This window comes from Maribellus sediminis (assembly GCF_011799805.1).
GTDB lineage: Bacteria > Bacteroidota > Bacteroidia > Bacteroidales > Prolixibacteraceae > Draconibacterium > Draconibacterium sediminis_A.
In genome coordinates, this window is record NZ_WXUB01000001.1 from 1,087,285 (window position 1) to 1,113,585 (window position 26,301).

The 26,301-nt window shown below is 42.7% G+C and carries 15 protein-coding genes; 9 read left to right on the forward strand and 6 right to left on the reverse strand.

Translation table 11 applies throughout. The features are described from left to right. Positions 1–64: 64 nt before the first annotated feature. The 6 genes from HFD85_RS04240 to HFD85_RS04265 form a co-directional block, all read right to left on the reverse strand. On the reverse strand, positions 65–1,351 hold the full coding sequence (locus tag HFD85_RS04240) for a Gfo/Idh/MocA family protein (protein WP_167605352.1): 1,287 nt from the start codon (positions 1,349–1,351) through the stop codon (positions 65–67). 281 nt (positions 1,352–1,632) lie between these two features. Continuing rightward, complete coding sequence (locus HFD85_RS04245; protein WP_167605353.1) at positions 1,633–4,053, reverse strand: S9 family peptidase; 2,421 nt, start codon at positions 4,051–4,053, stop codon at positions 1,633–1,635. 616 nt (positions 4,054–4,669) lie between these two features. Next, entirely contained in the window at positions 4,670–6,544 is a 1,875-nt protein-coding gene (locus tag HFD85_RS04250) for a right-handed parallel beta-helix repeat-containing protein (RefSeq protein ID WP_167605354.1), read from the reverse strand. A gap of 24 nt (positions 6,545–6,568) precedes the next feature. Further along, positions 6,569–6,985, reverse strand: coding sequence for a VOC family protein (locus HFD85_RS04255; RefSeq protein WP_167605355.1), 417 nt, complete (start codon positions 6,983–6,985; stop codon positions 6,569–6,571). Positions 6,986–7,045: 60 nt separating this feature from the next. Beyond that, positions 7,046–8,809, reverse strand: a complete 1,764-nt coding sequence (locus HFD85_RS04260) for an arylsulfatase (protein WP_167605356.1) — start codon at positions 8,807–8,809, stop codon at positions 7,046–7,048. A 158-nt stretch (positions 8,810–8,967) separates the two neighbouring features. Next, positions 8,968–11,460 (reverse strand): endonuclease MutS2, encoded by a 2,493-nt coding sequence (locus HFD85_RS04265; protein WP_167605357.1) that lies wholly within the window; start codon positions 11,458–11,460, stop codon positions 8,968–8,970. Between the two features lie 717 nt (positions 11,461–12,177). Between HFD85_RS04265 and HFD85_RS04270 the strand changes: the two genes are divergently transcribed. From HFD85_RS04270 to HFD85_RS04310, 9 genes are all read left to right on the forward strand, one after another. Continuing rightward, positions 12,178–12,735, forward strand: coding sequence for a hypothetical protein (locus tag HFD85_RS04270; RefSeq protein ID WP_167605358.1), 558 nt, complete (start codon positions 12,178–12,180; stop codon positions 12,733–12,735). Between the two features lie 368 nt (positions 12,736–13,103). Beyond that, positions 13,104–13,835: an acetylxylan esterase gene (locus tag HFD85_RS04275; RefSeq protein ID WP_167605359.1), complete on the forward strand. Its 732-nt coding sequence runs from the start codon at positions 13,104–13,106 to the stop codon at positions 13,833–13,835. Between the two features lie 40 nt (positions 13,836–13,875). Beyond that, positions 13,876–15,324, forward strand: coding sequence for a family 43 glycosylhydrolase (locus tag HFD85_RS04280; RefSeq protein ID WP_167605360.1), 1,449 nt, complete (start codon positions 13,876–13,878; stop codon positions 15,322–15,324). Positions 15,325–15,909: 585 nt separating this feature from the next. Then, entirely contained in the window at positions 15,910–18,795 is a 2,886-nt protein-coding gene (locus HFD85_RS04285; protein ID WP_167605361.1) for an NACHT domain-containing protein, read from the forward strand. A 163-nt stretch (positions 18,796–18,958) separates the two neighbouring features. After that, positions 18,959–19,366: a flotillin-like FloA family protein gene (locus HFD85_RS04290; RefSeq protein WP_167605362.1), complete on the forward strand. Its 408-nt coding sequence runs from the start codon at positions 18,959–18,961 to the stop codon at positions 19,364–19,366. A 153-nt stretch (positions 19,367–19,519) separates the two neighbouring features. Next, positions 19,520–20,095: a hypothetical protein gene (locus HFD85_RS04295; protein WP_167605363.1), complete on the forward strand. Its 576-nt coding sequence runs from the start codon at positions 19,520–19,522 to the stop codon at positions 20,093–20,095. Between the two features lie 1,596 nt (positions 20,096–21,691). Further along, positions 21,692–23,635: a DUF3857 domain-containing protein gene (locus HFD85_RS04300; protein ID WP_167605364.1), complete on the forward strand. Its 1,944-nt coding sequence runs from the start codon at positions 21,692–21,694 to the stop codon at positions 23,633–23,635. A 3-nt stretch (positions 23,636–23,638) separates the two neighbouring features. Continuing rightward, the gene (locus HFD85_RS04305) at positions 23,639–25,552 is read left to right on the forward strand and encodes a DUF3857 domain-containing protein (protein ID WP_167605365.1); all 1,914 of its coding nucleotides are present in this window, start codon (positions 23,639–23,641) and stop codon (positions 25,550–25,552) included. 214 nt (positions 25,553–25,766) lie between these two features. Beyond that, the gene (locus HFD85_RS04310; RefSeq protein ID WP_206081856.1) at positions 25,767–26,291 is read left to right on the forward strand and encodes a hypothetical protein; all 525 of its coding nucleotides are present in this window, start codon (positions 25,767–25,769) and stop codon (positions 26,289–26,291) included. Positions 26,292–26,301: the final 10 nt, after the last annotated feature.

The window sequence follows — 26,301 nt, forward strand, 5'->3', positions numbered from 1 at the left end:
GGTGCAAAAAAAAACTAAGGGTTATTTCAGCCCTTAGTTTTTTGCTATCCTGTGTTTTGAATTCCTAGAAATCAGTATAATCCCATTTTCCGCGATACGGACGTGAAAGCATCAAGTTGGCAGGTTGGTCACCAATAAACTTTTCATCTTTCGGATCCCACTGTAATGGGCGTTCCAGTGTGTAGGCAATATTGGCAATGTTGCAAACCGAACTGGTACGATGCCCTGTTTCAACATCAGAAATTGGACGTGTGCGATTTCGCATAGCATCCAGAAAATCCTGGTAATGATTGTCGCTGTAATACAGTTTTCGGTCTTCCGGCTTAATTTCAAGCTGAGCCAGTTTTTCGTTGGGGTAGGTTTTTATAAATCCACGCGTCACTTCTATTCGCCCTTCCGTTCCGATAAATTCTACGCCGTTACCCATTGGCAAATCCACATGATTCATTACCACACCATTGTCATAAACCATTTTAAGTCCGTGTGTTTGGCCATGTTTAGGCGGAATGTAAACACTGGGGCCGCTATGGTCCATCTGTAAAGCCCACTGTCCAATGTCGAACATATGAGCTCCCCAATCCGTGATCATACCTCCGCCAAAATCGCGGTATAGCCTCCAGTTGGGGTAAATATCTTCCTCAACAGGTGGCGAAAGTACTGGATTAAACTCCCGGTAAGGCGACGGGCCAACCCATAAGTTCCAGTCGAGATTTGCCGGTGCTTCCATCGAAGGGAGATCGCAGGCAACCACGGGGCCACCCACGCAGGCATTAATGGTTTTTACTTCACCGATGTATCCACCTGCAACCAGTTCACAGGCCTGACGGAAATTATAACTCGAACGTTGCATGTTTCCGGTTTGAAACACCCGGTCGTATTTCCGGGTGGCGTTTACCATGGCTCTGCCTTCAGCAACGGTGTATGCCATAGGTTTTTCGCAGTAAACATCTTTGCCGGCTTTACAGGCATCGATGGCAACCTGGGCATGCCAGTGGTCAGGTGTGGCAACTACCACAGCATCGATATCACTGCGCTCAAGAATTTCGCGGTAATGTTTTGTAGCGAATATTTCAATATCAGTGCCGCGCTTTTTATTGGCACCTTTAGCAATTCCAATAAATTTATCCAGCTTTTGACTGTCCACGTCACTGGCTGCAATTGTAACCGTTTCGTCGGTTCTATCTTTAAAGAAATTCTGGAGAATACGTCCCTGTTTTCCTGTTCCTATAAAAGCCAGGTTAATTCTGTCGTTGGCAGCAATTCCACCGTTTTTACCCAATACGGTTGCCGGGATAATGGTAAACGCTGCAGCAGAGGTCGCAGTCGTTTTAATAAAGCTTCTTCTTTTCATTAGGTTTTATGGTTTTAGTTAGTGAAGTTGTTTAACCTTAATCGGAAAACCTGTGAGCAATATCTTGATCTAACCAGCTTTAGGTAACTCTGCTTCAGTAGCTAAGGCTATGCAGGAAAAATCCAACTTTGCCAGGTAGAATCACTAAGTCATTCTCACAATTTCTAATTCCTGGTAAACGACTTCAGAATATGCCTTTGAAAATACAAAAAATCCCTAAGACTGAGTTCAATCTTAGGGATTATGAGCCTGAAAAACGACTTTATGTCAATTTCCGGCTGTTACTCTTTGTTTTTTACATATTTCTCCAGCCACTGGTCCTGTTCCCACAACATGTGCAGGATCGATTCCTTTGCAGCGTATCCGTGGCTTTCTTTTGGTAACATGACCAAACGAACAGGAGCACCAAGTCCTTTCAGCGCGTTAAAATAGCGCTCGCTTTGCAGCGGGTAAGTACCGGCGTTATTATCGGCTTCTCCGTGAATCAGCAACAATGGAGTTTTCATTTTATCGGCGTGCATAAACGGCGACATGTTATAATAAATTTCAGGAGCTTCCCAATAGGTACGTTCTTCGCTTTGGAAGCCAAAAGGAGTAAGTGTCCGGTTATAGGCTCCGCTACGGGCGACACCAGCTGCAAAAAGATCGGAGTGCGATAGGAGGTTGGCAGTCATAAAGGCTCCGTAAGAGTGTCCGCCAACAGCAACTTTATTGCGATCGATGTAGCCCAGTTCATCAACAGCATCGATAGCTGCTTTGGCATTGGCCACCAGCTGCTTAATGAAGGTGTCGTTTGGTTCTTCGTCGCCTTCTCCCACAATGGGAAACGCTGCTCCGTCGAGAATGGCATAACCCCGGGTGACCCAGTAAATCATCGATCCGTAGGATGGATAGGTAAATGAATGTGGTGATGTAGTCACCTGTCCTGCAGTTGATGCATCTTTGTATTCGCGCGGGTAAGCCCACATGATCATCGGCAGCTTTTCTTTTTTCTCCCTCTCGTATCCGGCCGGAAGATAAAGTGTTCCGGAAAGCTCGAGGCCATCTTCGCGTTTGTAGGTGATCACTTCCTTGTAAATATCCTGGATGCTTTCGAATGGATTTTTAAAGTTGGTGATCTGTTGTGGTGCAATACGTTTTTTTATGTTCCGAATATAATAGTTCGGGTACTGCGTGCTGGTTTCCACACGGGTAAGCAGCACACCTTGAGGGGCGTCAATAACCTTCGCTATTCTTTCCAGGGTTTCTTTACCATCAGCCCGCCATAAACGCTTTGTTTCTTTTGTTTTCAGATCGAATTCATCGAAAAACGGACGGATACCTTCCGGAGAATAGCCGGTTCCGTCGAGGTATAATTTGCCTTTTTCAATCTCCAGTGTATATTGGCCCAGTTCATTTCGCTGAGTTACAAATGAACCCGGATCGGCATAATTGTCCTGGTAATTCAGGTCGAATAATACTTCAGGTTCCGAACCCGGATTGGATGGATTGAAAAGGTAGGTTTTTGCATTTCGGGTATTCCACCAGCGATCGCGTGCAATGGCAATTTCGTCGTTACCCCAGGTAATTCCGGCATAACGTTGTTTTGTTTTGAGGATTGAAGTTGGTTCGCTGCTGAAGGGTGCATCCCACGAGAAAATTTCATCGCGGTAGTCAACCTCAACTTCAGGATCGCCTCCATCAAGTGCTTTGGCATAGTATAACGTTGCCGGTTTATCAGACCGCCACCGCATACTCCTGATTTCTTTGGTAGTCGCCATAAATCCTTTTGGCTGAACTTCTTCCAGGGGAACATCGCGGACAACTTTTACCAGTTTACCGTCTTTGTCGTAGATTGTTGTTTTTTGAGGAAAGCGGCTTAGGGTAACCAGGTAAGAAAAAGGCCGGTGCAAGGTCTCTACCATCACGTATTCGCCGTTGGGCGAAAATTGAAGACCCGCGTACATGGCTGTTTCTTTCCAGAGCTTTTTGTTTGCGTTCAGATCAACGGTATAAATGGTGGCACGCAAAAGCTGTTCAAAATTAAATTCATCGGCTTTGTCTTTCAGCAGGTCCTGATACGTCCTGTTTTGGGCCTTACTGCCGTCGCTTACCGATACCCGCGGTCCAGTCGGTATGGCAGTCGATTTGTCAATCAAAGGTTTACGGTCATCGGGAAGAAAACTAACCAATAACTTATCGTTGCTCTCGTACCATTCGTAAGGCCTTCCAATGTTGGCATTTAATGTAGCGTCAGTAAGTTTTTTACAAGTGGCGCTTGCAATGTCGAGCACCCACAATTCAACCCCTGTTTCAGTGGTATTGGTGAAAGCCATTTTACTTTGATCGGGCGACCAGGAAGCGTTTGCCAGTTGCGGATTTTCGGGCAAGCCACTTACCTGAGTTTCTTCAGGATTGCCAACCTTCATCAAAGTGATGTTGTAATAATAGCCATTTCGGCTACCAATGTTAGTTACCGGATTAATGCGCAATCCGGCTAACCGAAGTTCTGTCTCCGACAACTCGGCAATGCTTTTGTATTGACTCCGGTACAACAAAACAATATTCTCGTTTTTGTAATCGAAAACCGTTGAAGGAGCTAACGGGGCATCAACAAGGTCAAGAATTTCTTTGGGTGGTTTTTGGTAGGTCAGATCAACTTGCGCGTGGACGAGTCCGGCCAGCAAAATCAGAATAAAAGTAAGTGCAGTAATTTTTTTCATTTTTTTAGTATATGTGTTATACAATGGTTGAATTCGCTAAATTAGAAAATGACAACAAATTATGAAACCGATAAGTTTGAATGAATTGTTAACGCGATTCGCAGTAAATCTCTTCTTTTAGCTTCCTCGTAGAAAAAAAATGATCGCATAAAACATAATTCATGGCCCGATGTGAAACGATTTTTCCCGATCTGGGAAAGCTTAAGTTTTTGGCGTTGCCGTAAAGTATTGAAAATGAGGCATGTTTGATTTTTGGCCTGATGCTTGCTTTTAATGGCACAAGAAGTTCATTAAATATTGGTAGGACGATTTCTACAACTGATTGGTTTTATATTTGGGTTTGTAATGTCAATCATCTAAAAAAAGCGTCATATTAGTTCTATCAATAATTACAATAAAAAAAACCGTTCAATTCTGAACGGTTTTTTTGTTGGGTTCTATTTCAAAAAGCGTCAAAAAATATTGGCTTAAAACCAAGTTCAATTTTTTTGTAAATAAGTTGAGTTTTGCGTCCACTCACAAATATATTCCCTTAAACGAGGAAAGGTAACCAGGAAATCGGGGCTTTTTAATCAAAAATGGCCTATTTTAAAATCATTCAAGATAAGCAGTACATTTAATAATTCACGACATCCGATATTTCCGGTTGATCCAATTGCAGCTCGTTCCCGGGAGTTTGTTTTAAAAGAATGTTTTTTCCAAGCAAATCTTCCGACAGTTGATTGCCTCCGAGCTTTATGTTTTTGCAGTATTCGAAACTGAAAGTATATAAGCGTTCGTGGTAGGGCTCGAAATTAAAACTACGGCTTAATGTATTGCCTTCGAATGCCAGGCCATCGACCGAGCGTGCAAAAAGCACCGGGAAATCAAAGGGATGAAATTCATTGTTTATAATTCGGATGTTCCGATGGAAGGCAGGTGCACTGTCATCGAGTTTCGGGATGATGGGGTAGATGGAAATAATGGCCTCACAAAACTGATAGGGGCTGGTGTTGCAGAGGTCAGAAAACGTATTGTTTTGTATCAGTACGTCATTAACTGCTCCCGATTCGAACCAGCCGTTGGCATCGCCGGAAATCAGAATGGCGCTGCCGCTCGATTCAAAAACATTGTTTTCGATCAGCACTTTCCCGGGTGTGGAAACCAGCAGTCCACGGGCGCGGCAATTCCCGAAATGATTGTTTCGTACAGTTAGATCGGGTGACCAGGTAAGGTTTTCCAGCGCATCGCCCACCTGTAATTCTTTTGGAACCGGGGCAGCCAGTGTCAGCATGAAATTCTCATTATCGATCGTTTTAAATTCAAGGACTTCTCCTTTCCCAAGAGAATTCATTCGCTCGTTTTCGATAAAACTGATCTTGTCGCCTTTGTGTCCCCAGGTCATGCCAACACTCTGGTGATGCATGAAGCGGCATTTGAGCTGTGTTGGCGAAACAATCTGCTGAATCTGGACACTGGTGCCGTGCACATTCACAGGATCGTCCATCAAACCGGCAAATTCGCAGTTTTGTATATTTATCTGGCCTTTGCAATTCGACACCTGAATGCCATCGTCGCCACCACCGAAATACCGATTTTTTCCCGGATTCGGAACTGCCCGGTAAGCATCGAAAGTAAGGTCTTCGCTAAACTGTGCCAGAATTCCCAGTCCGGTTGCATGATACAGGTTAATGTTCTGCACTTTCACATTTTTCGACTCGTTGATAAATATGCCTGAATGGGCCCGCTCGGCGTGGCGTAAAACCAGGAAATTACGTTCTTTGGGTTGGCGGGTAAAATGATTGTTTAGCCGAACGATTCCGGGCATGGTGGTTACAGCTTCATATTCCTGCCAGTGATCGCCTAAACAACCCTTGTCGCCGGTTTGAGGAACAATGTATCGCCCCTTTCGATCGAACTCCATGGTACTTCGCCAGATATTTTTCTTGCTGCGGTTTACATCGAACCAGAGTTTGCCATCTTCAATCCGGTAGGGTGTTTCCCTGAAATCGATGGCCAGATCGATGTAATGATCTGTAACTTTCAATACTTCGCCCTGGGCGATCAGCGGATTTTGCCAGTCGATACTCAGGTTTTTCAACACAATATTGCTGCAATTGTCGAAAGTAAACGGCTGCATCTGCTCGTGAAAGATCAGCGTGCTTCCGCGTCCGTCGATGGTCAGGTTATGCACATTTTCAAAAAGAAAAGCGCATACTTTCGGATTTACATCAGTGGTGTTCGATTCGTAGTAAACCTTGGTTTTTGCACCATCGGGATAGAAATGATACACTCCGGGTCGAAAAACAAGGACCTTCGGAGCATTGTCTTTCAGCAGGTCGTCATCCAGTGCCTTATTGATGTATTTAATGCAGTTTTTGTCCTTCGTACGCTGAAGTCCGTATTCTTTTAGGAAAATGTAAGTCGTGTCGCTTGCTACCCGATTTTCAGCAGCTAAATTCAAAGTTGTAAAGCAAAGGAAAACGATGGAAAGAATCAGGTTCGACTTCATGGCAAAATCTTTCCCGCAAGATAATTATTTTGTGGTTTTTCCTTCGTACATCTTTTCAAAAACCTGGTCAACCGGCTCCCATAATTCGATCTTATTGTTCTCAGGATCGAGGATGTGCACAAACTTTCCGTATTCGTAAGTTTCAATTTCGTCGCAGATGATAACTCCGGCTTCCCGCAATTCTTCCACCAGCTTTTCAATGTTTTCAACCCGGTAATTGATCATGAATTCTTTTTCCGAAGGCTGAAAATATTCGGTATCTTCTTTGAACGGACTCCACACCGAGTAGGCCTTGTTTTCAGGTTTATCCGATTCGCGAAACTCAAACACCGAACCATATTCGTTGGTTACCAATCCGAGATTCCTGGCATACCAGTCTTTCATAAGCTCCGGGTCTTTTGTTTTGAAAAAGATGCCGCCAAGTCCTGTTACTTTTTTCATGTTGCGAATTACGTTGTTAGAAAGTATGTTCTGGTATAAGGAGCCAACTGCGCTAAAAGTTTAGTTCTCGTTTATTTTTTTTAGCAACAGAAGTCTGAAATCCATCACCTGCCTGCCCGGTATTTTGGTTGCTTGCAGGCTGAGCTCACCCGTTCCTTTCGTTAAGTGGATACTTCCAATATTTGTTCTTTTGAAATCTTTGACATACCCTTCCATTCGCGGATAAATATCAGTGTCTTTTTTCAACGGCGGATCGAAGGCCTCACTCAGTAAGAAATCGAGGACCGCACCCTTGTAACTCAGTCGAACGGCAGAGCCAATATCCTCGGGAGGGCAGGTATAAAATAATTCAACCTCGTAAGTACCGCTGTTCAGCACTTCCACATCAAAAGTAATTGTATCATTTATATTGGTCCAGTTGGTGAAGTAAGTGCAGTTCGGGTGTTTATTCGAGCGCAGTATATTTCCATGAGGAACAGCATCACGCGCCGGGAGTTGGGTGTATTCCATCGAAGTGTGGCCAATGGTAAAAGGTCTTTTTACAGATGGATCCAATTCTGACAAAACATCTTTTTTCCAGGATTCTTTTGCTGTTGAAAGCCTTTTAAATGCTTCTGGAAACTCTTGCGCCACGTTTTTGGATTGGCCGGGATCGTTCTCCATATCAAAAAGCCGATCTTCCTGATCGAGTCGGAATTTCTGTGACCGGACACTGGTTTTTCCTGCCCAGTAGTTTACCAGTATTCGATCGTCCCATTCTGGGTTTTCATCCAGTAAAAGGGTTTTCAGGCTTTTCCCATCCGGCTGTTTTGGAGTATTCAGTTCAATTCCGGAAAGCTCGCTGAGTGTGGGAAACAAATCAATGGCACCGGCAATCTGTTTTATTACTTTTCCTTTCGGCAGCACGCCGCTCCAATTCATGATCATCGGAGAGCGAACTCCACCCTCGTCTGTTGAGCCTTTTTTACCTTTCATTCCTCCATTCCAGCGCCAGTCGTTAGGCCCGTTGTCGGAGAGATAAATCACGATGGTATTTTCTGCCAGGCCCAGTTCCTCAATTTTTCGGGTTATCCTTCCAACGTTCCAGTCAATATTCTCGCACATGGCCAACGCAGCCCGGGTGAAATCGATGTCCTCCTTTTCTTTATCGCGGTGAAACATCGATAGTTCCTTGTGCTCAAACTTATCCCAATATGCTTTTGGAGCCTGCATGGGGGAATGCGGTGTATTAAACGGCAGGTAAAGAAAAAAGGGCTGATCTTTGTGATCTTCCATAAACTGCAGCCCGTGATCGGTAAAATCGTCGATGGTAAAACCATTCCCTTTTACAATGTCGCCGTTATGTTCAAGCATCGGACTAAAATAGTTTCCCCAGTGGCCGGAACAAAAACCATAGAAATCATCAAATCCGCGTGAATTTGGATGATAAGGAGCCTGCATGCCGTTGTGCCATTTTCCATAGGCAGCAGTGGCGTAACCCGCACTTTTAAATACTTCGGCAATGGTTGTTTCATCCGTGTCAAGGCGCTCGCCGCCCGAACTGGTAGAATATACTCCGCCCCGTACATGATACCTTCCGGTAAGTAACTCGGCACGTGTAGGCGAGCACACCGCACAAACATAAAAGCGGTCGAAAGTTACTCCCGTTTCCGCCAATTTGTCGATATTGGGCGTTTCAATATTGGTATTTCCGTTAATGCTCAGATCACCCCAAGCCTGGTCGTCGGACAATATAATTACGATATTGGGTTTGGACGGAGACTGTTTGTTTGTGCAGGCATTAAAAAAAAGAGAAGCCAGAAGTAATAAGATCAGGTTTTTCACAATAGCAGGTTTAAGTTGATTTTAAAAATAGAAAAACCAATCTGTTTTATCGCCTCAAAAAGGAAATATTCTTTTCTTAAAATTCTGATTTACCATAAAACTGAATTGAAACGGAAAAGAGCTACAGTTTCACCTGCAGAAATGCAGTTTTCTTTTTCTTACAATGCCAGGTTTACCACCGTGATCCCGGCGCCGCCAAAATCAACATGTTCGTCCTTGTAGTTGCGAACCATGGGTTCCGAACGCAAATAATCGCGGATGGTTTGTTTCAGAATGCCGTGTCCTTTACCGTGCAGGATGCGGAGTTGTCCCACTTCGAACATAATGGCCTCGTCGATAAATTCGGTGATCTTTGCAATGGCTTCGTCAACGCGTTGCCCGCGAATATCGATCTCGGGTTTGAAGGTCAGGCGGCGTTCCGAGAAATTTTCGGTCACCCTGGTGGCACGTGCACCTCTTGTTTTGTCGAGCTTTTTTGCTTCGTTATTACTGATGCGCTCAATGTTTTTTCGCGGGATGGTGGTCATCAGCTGGCCAAAAGCAACCACGGCATTTTTCTCGTTTACTTCGATGAGGTCGCCGATGGTGTCCTGTCCTTTTAAACGCACTTTATCGCCCGGACGCAGTTCAATGCGTTCTTCAAGCTTGTCTTGCGGAATGGACTTTTTAAATTCCTCGGGGCGGCGTTTATTTCGGTTCGACTCGCGCTGACGTAGTTTGTCCATTTTACCGGCAATCTGCTGGTCATCGGCCATCGATTTTTTTCCAACCTCTTTTTTCAGCGCATCCAGGCTTTCGCGTGCTTCGCGGGTTTTTTCCTTGTCGGCCTGTGCCTGCTTGATCTCACGGATGGTATTTTCGATGCGTTTGTTAACGTCTTTCAGCAAGGCATCAGCTTCTTCCTTCGCCTTTTTCAGGATCTCCTTGCGCTGTTTCTGAATCTCTTCCAGCTCGCTTTGGTAATTCTCCGCCGTGTTGTCCAGTATCTTTTCCACCTTGCGGATCTTCATCCGTTTGGTTTCCCAGTAGCGCTTGTCACGGTCGATCTGGCGCAGGTTGCGGTCGAAATCAATATGGTCTTTACCGATCTTCTCGGTGGCTTTTTCAAGAATGTCTTCGGGCAACCCGATTTTACGTGCTATTTCAAAAGCAAAGGAACTTCCCGGTTTCCCGATCTCCAGTTTGAAAAGCGGATTCATCAGGTGCGAATCGTACAGCATGGCGCCGTTTACAATCCCATCGGCCGATGAGGCAAAGTGCTTGAGGTTGGTATAGTGCGTGGTAATTACGCCAAATGTACGCAGCTGGTTCAACTTGTCGAGGATAGCTTCGGCAATCGATCCGCCCAGCATGGGCTCGGTTCCGGTTCCGAATTCATCGATCAGTACCAGTGTTTTTTCATCAGAATTACGCACGAAATGTTTCATGTTCATCAGGTGCGAACTGTAGGTACTCAAGTCGTTGTCCATCGATTGTTCGTCGCCGATGTCGATAAACAGTTGATTGAAAATACCTGTTTTACTGCCTTCGCTGATCGGGATGAGCAAACCGCACTGCAACATGTATTGCAACAAACCGGTGGTTTTCAGACACACCGATTTACCCCCGGCATTCGGACCTGATATCAGCAGAATGTGTTCTTCGTCGGTGAGTTTTATATCCAGCGGAACGATCTTGCGGTTTTCCCTGCGCAGCGTTTGCTGCAAAAGCGGATGAATGGCGTGGTACCATTCAATCAGCGACTCCTCGTGCAGTTCAGGATTGATGGCATCGAACTCGACAGCCAGCAAAGCCTTTGCCCGCAGAAAATCGATTTCGCCCAGGAAGTCGTAGGAATAAAACAGCTCGTCGAGGTAGGGGCGGATGTCATTCGAAAAGTTGGTAAGGATCTTGATCACTTCGCGGCGTTCGGCATATTCCAGTTCACGGATCTCGTTGTTGAGTTCCACAATTTCTGTAGGCTCGATGTACGAGGTTTTTCCGGTAGCCGATTCGTCGTAAACAATGCCTTTCAATTTGCGTTTGTTGGCGGCAGGCACCGGGATAACAGCGCGCCCGTCGCGGATGGATACGGCGGCATCTTCATCCACCCAGCCATCTTTCTGCGCCTGTTTTAGTATGCTGTGCAGGCGTTTCGACATGCTCGACTGCATATTAAAAATGCTGCGGCGTATCTGTGCCAACTCGGGCGAGGCATTGTCGCGTATCTTTCCAAATTTATTGATGATGGTGTCGATGCGGTCGTAAATGTAAGGGAACACCTGAACGTTGGCAGTTTTTTCCTTTAGCCGCGGAAAAACTTCCTCTTCCTGTTTGGCAAAAAAATTAACGATGGCCCGCACGGCTTCCAGCGAACGTTTCAGGTCGAAGAGCTCAACGGGCTCGAGGAAACGGCCTTCGATACGAATTTTTTTCAGTGCTTCGCGCAGGTCGTAATAGTGCCCGGCAGGAAAATTATCGTGTTCGCGTACGATCCTGCAAAATTCTTCGGTGAGCCCCAGTTGCAGCGCAATGGCCTCGTACGAAGTTTGAAACTGCATCGCTTCCACCCATTCCGTTCCCATGGTGCTGATGCATTTGTTACTCAGCATTTCACGGATGCGGTCGAAACCAATTTTCGCCTCAAAATTATTTGGATAGATGTTTTGCATTGCGGTGCAAAAGTAATGTTCAAAGTTCAATGTTCAAAGAGATAAGTTCAGAGTTCAGAGTTCAGAGTTGCGAGCTTAGAGCAATGAGCCGCGAGCTTGTGTCTCGTTCCAAATTGGATATTGAATATTCAGCATTGAATATTGGGAATTATTTGCTGCTGATCTGTAGAGATCGCGTCGGTCTCCGTCAGCTGACGGATTCCTCGAGATGACCCCGCTCTCGCACGATTGTATCGTGTGAATTAGCCCACAGGACGGAAGCGTCGGAAGCATGTTAGGAAATGTCAGTCACTACGATTAAGGGCTAAAGCCCGTTTTAGCATAGTTCTGCTTTACCCCGGGCTTAAGCCCGGGGTAATTCAAGACTAGTGAACCCCGGCTTTAGCCATTAAAGTCCGGTATTCGTGTTCCCGCTGCCTCGCTGTTGCGCGATTGTAAAGCTGAAGCAATCTCTTTTATTTAGCCGCGAGCTTCGAGCAGTGAGCCACGAGCTTGTTTGGCTTTCCAAATTGGAAATGGGCTATTCAGAATTCAATATTGAAAATTGTTTGGCTAACTCTGAACACGTCTGCTGGCGCATGCCGGGCTGACACTGAACTCTGAACTCTGAACATTGAACACTGAATACCGTGCCTTCCGCCTCCTTAACATAGTTTAATCTTTTTTGATGCCTGTTAATAGCTTTATTCCTGACCTTTGGAAAAACAAAGCCAGCTTATGAAGCACCTTTTACTCGCAACCTTATTGTTATCAGGTTTGTGTACCCTCGCCCAGGAAAAACGCATGACCATTCAGGGAAAGATCGTAGATGCAAGAGGTAATCCCGTTCCCGATGTGTACATTATCAACCTGGTGAGCAACGAAAAGGATATCACGCTGAATAACGGCGTTTTTACGATTCAGATCTTCCCGACTGATTCATTGATTCTTTCGCACATTTCGTATTTCAGAAAAGTGGTAACGGCCAACGCATTGCTGCTGAACCCGGTGGTGACACTCGAATCGGAGAGTATAAATGTTGAGGAGGTAACAGTTTCGCCCGAACAAAAGACGGATGCCGACAATGCCCTTGAAAACATCGAACAAATTGACTGGGACCCCAGGCCGAAGGTAGGCGATGGTTTTTCCGAAGCCGACAGGGTGAGCCAAACCATGAAGGAAAACAACCGCCTATTACGCACCGAAGCTGCCTCGGTATCCTTACTGAAATTCTCAGTAGGCGATATGCTGGCCAAATGGAAGAAAAAACGGCAGCGGCGGAAAAATCGCCGATAGCGTTGTAAGGGAATAAAGAACCGTTCTTTATGCGTAGCGACAAAGAGAGAACGGTTCTCTCGGAAGTCATTGAATAGCGCGAGATTATTTGATGCCGGCAATATGAGATTGCGTCTCCCGGGCACCCGAAATCCGCAACAACAACTTGCAATTGACCCCTGACAGTAATTACAGATTAACCCTTAAGCTATATGTGTTTTTGGGATGGACGAAACAAGAAGCAATGGGAGCAAAGTTAAATAATGCGATATTTCTGTAATAAATTTATGTTATAGTTCATAATACAAAATGAAAATTCCTTTATTAGTATAGCAAAAACTATCTTTCCTATGTAAAAGACTACAATTCGAAACTCTACAAAATCTACTATGAACAATAAACAAAAAACATTTTTACTGGCGTTTAGCGCCCTAATTTTGGGAGCTTTTGGTTTACAAGCCCAATCAACAGGGCGTCAAATGGACGATCCCGCTCTAAGCGATACTACCGGAAGAAGCATTGAAGCATACTTTGTTCCGGCCACAAAAGAAATTAAGACCCCGGATGCCGATGGTTTTATTCAACGTTGGAATCTCCTGGAACCCATTAGCAAACCAAACCGTACGAATACTGTTTTCACCGACAGTTACCTAAGGGAAGCTTTTGATACACTTTATTTTCCGAACCAGTTTACCATTCTTCCAAAAGATGGTGAAAAAGTAACAGTTGCAAACCAGCAACTAGCCTGGCATGCCCTGGATAGTAAACTGTTTAATGTAAAATTATTCCGTTTCGCTTACGGGTTAAATAAACCCATTTACGGTGTGGTATTTTGGGCTGTAACAGTGGTTAACAGTCCGCAGGAAATGAAAAATGTAAGGATGGCAGTGGGCTCAAATTCTGCATCCATGTGGTGGCTAAACGGAGAAGAAGCCGTATTACTTTCAGGTGACAGGCGCATGGTTATGGACGATTGTGTATCGCCCCGCCTGACACTTAACAAAGGGAAAAATATAATTCGCGGGGTTGTAATCAATGGCCCGGGTATGAGTGATTTCTGTGTTCGCTTCCTTGATGAAAAAGGGGAGCCGGTAAAAAATATCACCATAAGTTGCGAATAAAATTATTCAGTCATTCTATTAAAATTTTACTGGAATTATTATGAAACGAATAAAAATAGTAGGCTCAATAGCCCTGTTATCATTACTGTTAACCGGAACAATATCAGCTCAGGTTGGGAAACCATTTATACACGATCCTTCAACAATTGTTGAATGCGAAGGAAAGTACTATACGTTTGGCACATTTGGAGGCGGATTAATATCAGAAGATGGCTGGACATGGAACGGAGGTGCCGAAAGACCCGGAAGAGGAGCTGCTCCTGATGCCCTGAAAATTGGTGACCGTTATCTCGTAGCCTATAGTTCAACCGGCGGTGGCCTGGGAGGCGGTCACAACGGGAGAATACTTACCATGTGGAACAAAACCCTCGATCCAAATTCACCCGATTTTAAATTTACTGATCCCATTGAAGTTGCATCATCGGAAGGCATGGAAGATTGTGATGCCATTGACGCCGGGCTGCTGCTTGACCCAACTACGGGACGCTTATGGTGTACCTATGGTACGTATTTCGGATTTATTAGAATGGTTGAACTTGACCCCGAAACAGGAGAACGTGTTGAAGGTAATGAAGCCATTGATATAGCTATTGACTGTGAAGCCACAACCCTGATGTATCGTAACGGATGGTATTATCTGCTGGGTACACACGGAACCTGCTGCGATGGTGCCAACTCAACCTATAATATTGTTGTTGGCCGCTCAAGGGAGATAACCGGCCCTTATGTTGACAATGTAGGAAGAGAAATGTTAAAAGGAGGTGGCAAAATGGTTATTGCTGCACACAACCGGGTTACCGGCCCCGGACACTTCGGCCGTTGGATTATTGATGAGGGCGTTGAAAAAATGTCATGTCACTTCGAAGCCGATTTTGACCAGGGCGGGCGCAGCGTATTGGGCATTCGTCCTTTGTTGTGGAAAAACGACTGGCCGGTAGCAGGTGAGAAATTCAAAGAAGGTACCTACAAAATTGAATCGGAACGCAGGGGTTATGGCTTAGAATTGGAAGTTGATTTTGTGCGTATGCCACGCGGACCCCGACGATTTGGTCAGGAGGATAATGAGCCAATACTTCCCATTGAATCACAAAAATTAGAAGATGTAATTGCTACTTGGCCAACAGGAAACATCGGTGTAAGAATATCCGACTACATGTTCCGCCCACATCAGAAATGGACCATTACAGCGGTTCCCGGTGCAGGAGGATATCCCGGGGGTCCCTACTATAAAATAGTTATTGAAGGAACCGAACGGGCACTGACAGCAACAGCTGAAGCCGAAGTAATAACAGTTCCGGAATTTACCGCTGCTCCCGAGCAATTGTGGCGAATTGATCAGTTGGTCGACGGAACCTACAGAATTATGCCAAAGGTGGTTCCAAATTCCGACAAGAAGTATGCATTGATATCGATTGGCGACAGCACACCTACTCTTGCTGAATTTGACCCCAACAGCGACAATTCAAAATGGAATTTCAAGGATCACTAGAGGGAATAAAGAACCGTTCTTTATGAGTAGCGACACATAGAGAACGGTTCTCCCGAACGTCATTGAATAGTGGAGATTGTCTACCGCCGGAGGAATGAGATCGCTTCTCCCGAGGGTTCGGGATCGCGATGACGATGGATAGGTTTTTTATGCAGCGGACAATGATATATTCGGTTCGGAGATGATTTTTTACTGTCCGCTGCCGACACCCTTTATAACAAATGTCATTGCGATCCGATCCGTCAGCCGACGGAGAGGAGAAGCAATCTGTTTTATTTAGCCGCGAGCTTGTTTGTCGACCCAATTGGAAATTGGATATCCTGAATTGAATATTGGAAATTGCCCCGCAAACTTAACCCTGAACCCTTTCCTCTTTGCTCTCTGCCCTTTGCGCTCCGCCCTCTGCCCTCCGCTCTTTTCCCTCTGCTGTTATCTTATGTTTAAAAACTTTTGCTAAATTCGTGGGTATTAATGTGGTGATACCCCGTGACCGAACAGCAGCGAGAGATTTTTTTCACCCTTTAGTATCTGATGATTTATAGGAATTTCCTGTTAAGAATTAATTTACAATAAAAGCATTTAGATATGGTTATAGAATCTGCTTTGTTCATTTCGTTTGCGACATGGTTAGGGAGTAAGATAGCTGATAAAGGTTTTGAAGATATTTATTCAAAACTAACACAAGATGATAAGTTTGATAAACTATTTTTGCATTGTGTTAACGAAACTTCGAAAAAATTCGAAGAAAAATATCCAGATATACTTGGTAATTCGATAAGTTATTTTTTTACACAAGAAGAAGTTTTTGACGAATTATGTAAATTATTATTCGTTAACCAAGATATTAACTTAGATATTATCTCAGATTCTTTTTACGAGGCTACTTTACCTAAAGACTTTATTCTTGAATTTGTTTCAGAATTGAAGAATACCTTAGCTTCTAAGCCAGATTTTCAGGCACTTCTGTCAAACAAGGAGTTGTTTATCGCAGTAAAAGGAATTTCTAAGGATTTAGATGAACTCACTAAAAATTCAAGTCTGACCCTACAGGAAGTAAATCAAATAAAGAATATCCTTCAAGAGAGATTTAAAAACAAATTTAGTTTAGAAAGCTTTTTGTCTTTGTACACTAAAAATCTTGTAAATAATTTAGGAATTCTAAATTTTATCGGACTCGGTATCGATCCATCAATTAAGAAAGGAAAAAGAAAGGATTTAGAAAAAATCTTTGTAAAACCAAATTTAAGGTTAATTAGTAAGTTTCATATTGAAAAAGAAAAGAATGGTAAGATTAAGTATTTTGATGAGGAAAACGAGTTTGGTGAAGGAATTATAATATCTTACGAGCACTTATTTGACAGGCCATATAATTATGTGATATTAGGTAGTCCTGGTGCAGGCAAATCATTATTAATAAAATCAGTTGTATGCCATATTGCAAATAATGAACGAAAACAATTTTCAAACAAACGAATATTATCTTATATACCCTTTAGGATTGAACTAAAGAATTATTTATCATATAAAAGAGAAAAAGGAGGTAATCTCTTAAAGTATTTAACCGTTCTTTTGGAAGAAGAATATTCGGTCCCTAGTATTTTGGAAGAAAATTTATTTTCTGTTTTTTCGAATGAAAAAGTAATTGTATTTTTTGATGGACTAGACGAAATATTCAATGCTTCGGATAAAGGACATATAAAAAATGATATCCAAAATTTTCATAATATTTTTCCAAAAATAAGATCGATCACAACTTCTAGATTTATCGGTTACAACGAAGTCAAATTGGATGAAAAATTATTCTGTGAATTAAATATATTACCATTCAATCCCAAACAAGTAGAAGAATATGTAAAGAAATGGTACAATATTGAAGAAGAGGATGAAAAAATAAGAGAAATTGAAACACAGGATTTCATCTCTAAGATGAACAACGTAGATGGAGAATTATTATCCAATCCTTTACTGTTGTCACTGATTGTGATATTATTTAGGAATAACCTAAAAATTCCTGAATCAAAGCTGGAAATTTATCAAAGTTGTACCAATACTTTAGTTGATAAATGGGATGCGAGTAAGAATTTAGAGTTAAAAATAAGTGAAGAGATATTACAGAAAAAGGAACCAATTCTTGCAGATTTAGCATTCTGGCAATATGAACAGTTAAGTTCTAGAAAGACTAATATAACATATCAGAGAGCTAAACAAATAGTTTCAGAATCACTCATCAGAAAAAAAGTCGCTGACGAATTCAATTGTGACCAATTGGCTGATTCGTTTCTAAGCTACGCCCAAAAACGATCAATTTACTTTGATAACAATTTTACACATAAAACTTTTCTTGAATATTATACCGCATATTGGATTTATTCAAACATTGAAAAGAAACATAACATAAAGGAACGTAATAAGATTATTAAGAAATATATTAACAATCCTTTTTGGTTTATTGTATTGGAACTTCTTCTTAATATGATTGATAAAGACCAACCAGACTCTGAAATTATAGATTCAATTTTTGCTCAGCATATTGGAAGTAGTCTTTCACTGTCTTTTTTGATTTATATTGTACCAAACATAATAAATGTAAGTTCTGAAATTGTTATCAGGCTATACAAGGAAAGTATTTTTTATCTAATATCTACTATTGAAATAGATCAAAAAAGAAAGGATTTATTTGAAAAGATAGTTAAAAATGCACTCACATTTGAACATGGGGCCAAACTCATTACTGCATTCAACCAGATAGAAGAAAAAGATAGAAATTTAAATTATTATATTCTTATTAACGAAATGGAGTTTAGTCCAAAATATGCTGAAGTGAATATAGGTTTCCAATTCATAAAAGATTCTGAGCATTATAAATCTTTTATAGTAAAAGATCCATATTTATTCCAAATAGATAGAACGTACATATCTGATGAAATAGAACAAGAGACTTTTGTTGAAAAGACAATTGAATACCTCAGATTATTTAATCATGAAGAAATATTTCAAAATCATCCAAGTTTATATGATTCTTATTCGCTGGGATCATTCATGGGATATTTTTTCTATTTCCAACTTAGAAGTCGAAATATAGAAGATTTAGCACATAATATAGCGTTGTTAGAAAAGGAATCTTTATCATATATTTCATTGATTCGCTTTGTTGTAAGTAGAAGTTTTTATTATTCAAAGCCAGAAATTGAATCATTAAATTATTTATGTGAAAGGATTATCCATACAGAAACACACGATAAAATAAAATTACTTTTTATTTCAATCTTAAAAGAAATTCTTTCAAACAGATTTATTCAAAGAGGTGATAAAATTGAGATTGAAAACTTAGCAACTACATCTAAACTTAAAAGCCTTTTGAGAAAAGTTAAAAGAATGAAAAATAACAAAAAATTTATAGAAACGGCAGTGAAGGAATTAAAACTTATTGATAGAGACATTATTGAGGTTATGGAATCAATTGGCAATTGAAAGTACTCCCTCACTGGCGCAGCTTTGTAAACCGTACCTCCGCTGGCGCACATTTGTAATGTGTGCCTCAGCCAATGGCTGAAAAACATTTGCCGTGATAATGGCAATATATAGCGGCTCGGAATGTAAGCCGTGCCCTTTAAATAAACCAAAAAGCAAAAAAATGGAAAACCTTAATCCGCTCATTATTATCATCCCAATTCTGGTGCTGTTTTTTATTATTCTTTTTTTTCTGCCTATCGGGCTATGGTTTGCTGCAACTGTTTCCGGGGTTCGTATTTCCTTAATGGAGCTGTTATTGATGCGGATTCGGAGATCGCCGATACAGGAAATCGTAAGTGGTTTAATTGTTTCGGCCAAAGGAGGATTAAACCTGAGCCGCGAAGAGTTGGAAGCATTTGCATTAAGCGGTGGCAATATTCAAAATGTGGTGAATGGAATGGTGGCCGCTAAACAAGCCGGTTTTCCCTTGTCGTTTAATAATGCTGCAAAAGCCGATGCCCAGGGACTGGATATCGTAGCATCGGTAAAAGAAAAAATGCGCGAAACACAAAAAGTTCAGTTTGAGTAAACCCGCTTATTGCGCGATTGCATCGCGTGAAAGTTAAACCACAAAATAAAATCGTGCAGGAGCGCAAACAGCCTGCCGGTGGCTTCGACAAAATGAACCTTTAAAGATTGAAATACGAACTGATAGCCTGAATTTAAAATCAAACCAAAACTTATGAAAACCTTTACCCGAATTCTTGTTTTAATGCTGCTGCTTCCGGCAGTGGGGTGTAACGACGACGATGACAGCCCTGAATTCTTCCTTTTTGTTGAAAATTTTGAATACAGTACCGGCGTTTTACTCTCGGGACCGGAGCCGCCAATTTTGCAAATCGATTATCCAACTTACAGGTATCATGAGCAGGCAAATATACTGGAGGGTGAAATCGATTTTGAGCTTAACAAGCATTTGAAACTAATTTACGGAAGCGGTGTCACGTTAAGTGGAACTGCAGGTGGAGGCGGAGCAAGCGGCTTATACGAAATTACCGAACTGCCATTTGAAAAGGGGGTGTTTACGCTGCATGAGATAGCGCCCGACGGAAGCATTTCGGTAACTTACAGGGACTCCCTTTTTACCCTGGCCGTGAATGAAAAATTTATCTATGCCAAAACCACTATTGATACCGTTCCTTTTTATGCCGTTGGAAGTGAAGAAGCCGATACCTGCATTACGCAAACAACCACTACACGCGTCATCTCGAATTTTGGTTTTATCCCCCGCGAGAATATACAGGCCTGGGAGTGGTAAGGCGCTGCAAGCTGTTAGCTGCAAGCTTGTTTCGCATGTTCGACGGAAATTCAATATTGGAGATTAAAGAACCGTTCTGTATTAGCGACGACTAGGAGAGAACGGTTCTCTTTGAGGTTCGACTCGCCCTGCACGATTTTTTGACGTCCTGCACCTTTTTTTCGATTCCCTGTTGGATTTTTCGGATTCCTGCAGCTTATTTTGACGTCCTGTAACATTTTTTTCAAATCCTGCTAAGTTTTTTCCCGTCCTGTTTAGCAGGAAAGCCTGAAAATGTAACAGGGAGGATTAAAACCTTACGGGGCGGCTCAAAATCATACAGGACGGCTACCGCTATCGCGCGCTTGATTCGCATGAATTAGCCCACAGGATGGAAGCGTCGGTTCGGAAATGTGAGTCACGTGATTAAGGGCTAAAGCCCGTTTTAGAACAGATCTGCTTAACCCCGGGCTTAAGCCCGGGGTAATTCAAGACTAGTGAACCCCGGCTTTAGCCATTAAAGTCCGGTATTCGTGTTCCCGCTGCCTCGTTGTTGCGCGATTGTAACGCGGAAGCAATCTAATTTATTTAGCGTCGAGCTTCAAGCCGCGAGCTTGTTTGGCGTTGCAAATTGGAAATTGGCTATTCGGTTGTGAATAGAGGGAATGAGTTCTTGTCGTAAAGTTGTTTTGTTTTAGAAATAAATGATCAACCACCTCGACCTTTGCTTCGTTCCTACGCAAAGCCCACTCCTCCTGACCAGGAGGAGAAACGTTCGAATTCCTAACTTACATTGAAATAAAAGATATATTGAAATACGAATCCATTCCCCTCATCTCTGAGGAGGGGTGTCAGCGAAAATAAATTTACCATGTAATACAAAATCAAAATTCGCTGACGGGGTGGTGTAAAAGCTTCAAGCCGCGAGCTTGTTTGGCGTTGCAAATTGGAAATTGGCTGTTCGGTATTGAATAGAGGGAATGAGTTCTTGTCGTATAGTTGTTTTGTTTTATAATTAAATGATCAACCACCTCGACCTTTGCTTCGTTCCTACGCAAAGCCCACTCCCTGCCTGAACTGTGAACGCCCGCCTGACTATTCGGGCAGGGCAGGCAGGCTCCTGACCAGGAGGAGAAACGTTCGAATTCCTAACTTACATTGAAATAAAAGATATATCGAAATACGAATCAATTCCCCTCATCTCTGAGGAGGGGTGTCAGCGAAAATAAATTTACCATGTAATACAAAATCAAAATTCGCTGACGGGGTGGTGTAAAAGCTTCAAGCCACGAGCTTGTTTGGCGTTGCAAATTGGAAATTGGATATTCTGTATTGAATATTGGTAATAAGCCCCAAAACGAAAGTGTTAAGTTAAATACATGTTGTAAAAAACATTCATTTTTACCTTTGTTTTCGGGGTGTTTTCGCAACATTTGTTACTTTTGATAAGTACGTAACAGTACATTTAAAAATAACCATTAATCCGGATGATAACCTCCATTCCATCAATAAGCTGCATTGTTAAAGAACGATCCTGAATGCCTGTTAATAAGGTGCCTTGTCACTCTTATTTAGCCATTGTTTTAAAAAAATACGAATTAACTAACACAACAATTCATGAAAAAAATGCTCCGAATAGTCATTGCTTTGTTCCTGCTGACTAGTACACACCTTTTTGCCAAAGATTCAAAAATAAAGCTGGGTGATGTTCCCCGTGAAGAGATCGAAATGGAAATTTATGCCGCCGATTCATCGGCCCCGGCTGTGATTTTAAACGATCTTGGCGATTTGACTTTTCAAGTGCAGAATTCCCTCGAATATTCGTTCAAAAGGATCGTTCGCATAAAGATTTTAACGAAAGAAGGACTTGACTACGCCAATTTCTTTATTCCGCAGTACGACGGTGGTTCGTCAAGAGAAAGTCTGAGAAGCATAAAAGGCTTTACTTACAACATAACCGACGGAAAGGTGGAGAAAACCAAACTGGATAAGGAGTCGATTCACCGGGAGCAGACTTCCGATTCGTATGAGACTACCAAAATCACTTTTCCGAATGTGCAACCCGGTTCGGTTATTGAACTTGAATACACCATCATTTCCAACTTATTCGGAAAATTAAGAGGCTGGAATTTTCAGTCTGATATCCCTGTGCGTGAATCGGAATACACGGTAGAAATCCCGGAGTATTTTACATACCGAATTCACTCGAAAGGTTATGAGCCCATGGATGTTTCAGAAACAAGTTATGGTTCGCTGAATGGACTTACTACAAATAAGTACCATTGGAAAGCTTCCAACATGCCGGCTTTTAAGGATGAACCGTTCATGCTGGCCAGCGACGGATATATTGCAGGTCTCGATTTCGAATTATCCAAGGTAAACATTCCGGGCAGTGTGTATAAAGATTTCTCGAGTAGCTGGCAATCGGTAAAAACGGAAATGACAGACGAATACCAAACGGAATTGAACGGGGGAGCTTATTTAAAGGATGCTGAGATGGCTATAAATGTTTCGTGTGCCGATAATTTATCGAAAACCAAAGCAGCTTTTGAATACATTCAGCAAAACATGAAATGGAATGAACGCTATGGTATTTATCCTGCAGAAACACTTCGTAAAGCCTTTAACGATAAGGAGGGTAACTGTGCCGATATTAACCTGATGCTTGTGGTACTGCTAAACCGCCTGGGAATTGAAAGTTACCCAGTATTGGTTTGTTCCAGAGGTAACGGCATACTTAATATGTTTATCCCAAAAATTACGGCTTTTGATTATATGGTTGCGGTAGCCAATGTCGACGGACAGGAGGTGTTGCTCGATGCCACAGATGCGGTTAGCAAATGCGGCGACCTGCCTTTCAGGTGTTTGAATATGCAGGGCCTGAAAATCGCTCCGTGGAATGTGGCGTGGGTAGAGTTAATGAATTTTAAAAGCGAAAAGCGGGTGAATTGCAACCTCAACCTTAGTGATTTGGATAATATAAGCGGTCAGGTCGTATATAGTCACAAGGATTATTCGGCTTACCTGTTTCGGAAAGAAACCGAAGATAAAACCGATGACCGGATTATTGAAGACTTTGAAGCAGATTACGACTGGATTTTGGTTGACGAATTCAAGAAGAAAGATATGCCGGATAATGACCGCGCCGTGTCGGTTCAATACGATTGCGAATTCACCGACATTTTTCAGGAAAGTGGCGACATGCTTTATGTCAATCCAATAGTGGTTGAACGGCAGAAGACCAATCCTTTTACGCTTAAGGAAAGAAAATACCCGGTTGATTTTGGTTTCTCGAGCCGTGAAGACCTGGTCTTTATCATTTCTTTGCCCGAAGGTTACAAGGTTGAAACATTGCCCGAGCCTATTAAGGTTGTTTTACCCGAGGATGGTGGAAGCTTTACCTACCTGGTGCAGGAAAGTCCGCTTGGAATACAGGTGTTGAGTAAGGTGGAAATTAAACGGTCGGTTTTTGTCGACTCGGAGTACGCGTACATCAAAGAACTCTTCGACCAAATTGTGAAAAAGCAGTCGGAAATGATCGTGTTAAAAAAACAATCTTAAACTATGAAAGTAAATTGTTTAACGGCCCTGTTGCTGGTGGTGTTCAGTTTAAACGTATTCGGCAAAGAGGAGAAGAAATATCTGGTTTCCGATATTCCGGAAATCCTGAAAGAGGATGCTAATTCAGTAATACGGGTCGACGAGAAGCTCTACACGGTTGTTGATAATGAACAACTGAACCTGACACGTAAATTTGCCATCACCATTCTTAATTCCCGGGCCGAAGACCTGGCATCGTTTGGAATTTACTACGATAAATTCATGAAGATCGGTAAACTGAATGCACGTATTTACGATGCCGAAGGTAATTTAGTTGATAAAGTAAAGTCGTCGGATATTATGGATCTTAATATTGCAGCGGGACAGTCGGCCGCCATCGACGATTCGCGGATAAAAACCTACACCGCAAGACACAACAGTTTCCCCTTTACCTTCGAGTTCGAATACGAAATTGAAATAAAGGCAACACTGTTTTATCCCGACTGGCAGCCGGTTAAAAATTATTATCAGTCGGTAGTCTTTGATATGCTTTCGATTCAGGTTCCTCCGGGAATAGATTTTAGCTATAAGGAAAGCAACCTGACAACTCCGGTAGTGATGGAAGAGGTAGACGGAGCGAAAAAATACACCTGGAAACTGAACGATTTTCAGGCTTTGGAACCTGAGCCGTATTCGCCTGACATTTCTGAATTCACCCCTTTTGTATATACCCGGGCAAAGGATTTTGTAATGGATGACTACCCCGGCACCCTCGATTCGTGGGCCACGCTTGGTCAGTGGGTTGAGACTTTAAACCGTGGGCGGGACGAGCTTAGCCCTGAAACCATTGCCAAACTGAATGAATTGGTTGCCGGCTGCACCACTACCGAAGAAAAGGTGGCGAAGATTTATAGTTACCTCCAGTCGAATACACGTTATGTAAGTATTCAGCTGGGGATTGGTGGCTGGCAGGCCATTCCGGCGAATGAGGTGGACGAAAAAGGCTATGGCGATTGTAAGGCCTTATCGAACTACATGAAAGCGATGTTGCAGGCTGTTGGTGTCGATTCGAAATATGTATTGATCTCGGCCGGTTCAAGCGCCCGGTCATTGGATGAGGAGTTTCCAAAATCGCAGTTTAACCATGCCATTGTGATGGTTCCCAACGAGAATGACACCATTTGGCTCGAATGTACCTCGCAGCGAAATCCTCTCGGTTACCAGGGCCGTTTTACCGGTGCCCGAAAAGCACTGGTTGTTGATGGAGAAAAGACCAGGCTGGTAGAGACCACACATTATTCGGCCGAACAAAATGTGGTAAAAAATGTGGGCGAGTTCAAATTACTGGCCGACGGTAGCGCAACGGTATCTACGCAAAGTAGTTTTGGCGGTTTGGATTACGACGACATCAGAAGCATGTACTTTGAAGGCGCCGAAGAACAGGAAAAGTTTTTGTATGACTGGATTGATTTAAATGGAGTGAAAATAGACAACTATTCACTAAAACGTGAGGAAGGCAGAATCCCGCAGTCTGAACTTCAGCTGAATATGCAGGTAAGAAATTACGGCACCTCCATGAACGACCGCATGTTTGTTCCGGTAAATGGATTCAACAGGTGGACGAATGTTCCCAAACGAATTCGCGATCGTAAGACCGATATTGTAAAACGCTATTCATTTACCGAAGAAGATGAATACACCTATGTTCTTCCCGAAGGTTTCGAAATTGAAAGCATTCCTGAAAACATAAATATTGAAAACCAGTTTGGAACGTTTAATACGGCCACGAAAGTGGAAGACGGGAAAATTACGTATTCCAGAAAGCTGGTACTGTTCGAAGGAACTTTTCAAAAGGAAACTTATCCCGATCTGATCGATTTTTATAAGAACATTTCAAAAAGTGATAAAAACTCGTTTGTATTGAAACAAGGGGCGTAGTAAAGAGCAAAGAGCAAAGAGCAGAGGGCAGAGAGCGAAGAGCACAGAGCACATAGCAGGGAGCTAATAATATGTTTTTAAGGAACCGTTCTTTTTAAAGAGAACGGTTTCTTCGTTTTTGAAGAAGACGATAAGGACGGCGGATCATTTTGTTTTCTTCCCATAAACTCAACATTCAAAACATGCTGGTGTTATACTCACAAACAACTCATGCATGGCGATACCAACTAAAAGCAGCGCAACGCCAGAATACGATGTAGAAATGCTCGACCGGATTGTTGCCTTTCTGAACAGCGTTGGAATACCGGTGACCGAGACCCAATTGGATGATGCCTGTTTTCTGCCGGGGATGTTGCCAAAAGAAAATGGTGTATTGATCGATCGGGCACGCTTAAAGTACCCCGGCGATTTGTTGCACGAAGCCGGTCATGTTGCGGTAACCGAAGCTCATTTTCGCCCATTGATCGGAACTCCTGAAATGCCCGGAAGATGGCCGAATCAGGGAGAAGAGTTTGGAGCCATTCTCTGGTCGTATGCAGCAGTTCGCGCCATGGGAATTCCTGCTGAAGTTGTGTTTCATGGCGATGGCTATAAAGGTGACGGGGAGTGGCTCATCGAACAGTTTGAAAAGAAAAACTACATCGGCCTGCCACTTTTTGCCTGGATGGGATTTTGTTCAGCAGAAGAAAATGCTGATGAGCAATCACGGTTTCCCAATGTGCTAAAATGGCTGCGATAAAAATTCCTCC

Bases quoted from the DNA above. Each gene is read 5' to 3' on its own strand.
- HFD85_RS04245 (WP_167605353.1), bottom strand. From the start codon at position 4,053: ATGAAAAAAATTACTGCACTTACTTTTATTCTGATTTTGCTGGCCGGA.
- HFD85_RS04275 (WP_167605359.1), top strand. From the start codon at position 13,104: ATGAACAATAAACAAAAAACATTTTTACTGGCGTTTAGCGCCCTAATT.
- HFD85_RS04310 (WP_206081856.1), top strand. From the start codon at position 25,767: ATGGCGATACCAACTAAAAGCAGCGCAACGCCAGAATACGATGTAGAA.
- HFD85_RS04305 (WP_167605365.1), top strand. From the start codon at position 23,639: ATGAAAGTAAATTGTTTAACGGCCCTGTTGCTGGTGGTGTTCAGTTTA.
- HFD85_RS04295 (WP_167605363.1), top strand. From the start codon at position 19,520: ATGAAAACCTTTACCCGAATTCTTGTTTTAATGCTGCTGCTTCCGGCA.
- HFD85_RS04255 (WP_167605355.1), bottom strand. From the start codon at position 6,985: ATGAAAAAAGTAACAGGACTTGGCGGCATCTTTTTCAAAACAAAAGAC.
- HFD85_RS04270 (WP_167605358.1), top strand. From the start codon at position 12,178: ATGAAGCACCTTTTACTCGCAACCTTATTGTTATCAGGTTTGTGTACC.
- HFD85_RS04285 (WP_167605361.1), top strand. From the start codon at position 15,910: ATGGTTATAGAATCTGCTTTGTTCATTTCGTTTGCGACATGGTTAGGG.
- HFD85_RS04290 (WP_167605362.1), top strand. From the start codon at position 18,959: ATGGAAAACCTTAATCCGCTCATTATTATCATCCCAATTCTGGTGCTG.
- HFD85_RS04300 (WP_167605364.1), top strand. From the start codon at position 21,692: ATGAAAAAAATGCTCCGAATAGTCATTGCTTTGTTCCTGCTGACTAGT.
- HFD85_RS04240 (WP_167605352.1), bottom strand. From the start codon at position 1,351: ATGAAAAGAAGAAGCTTTATTAAAACGACTGCGACCTCTGCTGCAGCG.
- HFD85_RS04280 (WP_167605360.1), top strand. From the start codon at position 13,876: ATGAAACGAATAAAAATAGTAGGCTCAATAGCCCTGTTATCATTACTG.
- HFD85_RS04250 (WP_167605354.1), bottom strand. From the start codon at position 6,544: ATGAAGTCGAACCTGATTCTTTCCATCGTTTTCCTTTGCTTTACAACT.
- HFD85_RS04265 (WP_167605357.1), bottom strand. From the start codon at position 11,460: ATGCAAAACATCTATCCAAATAATTTTGAGGCGAAAATTGGTTTCGAC.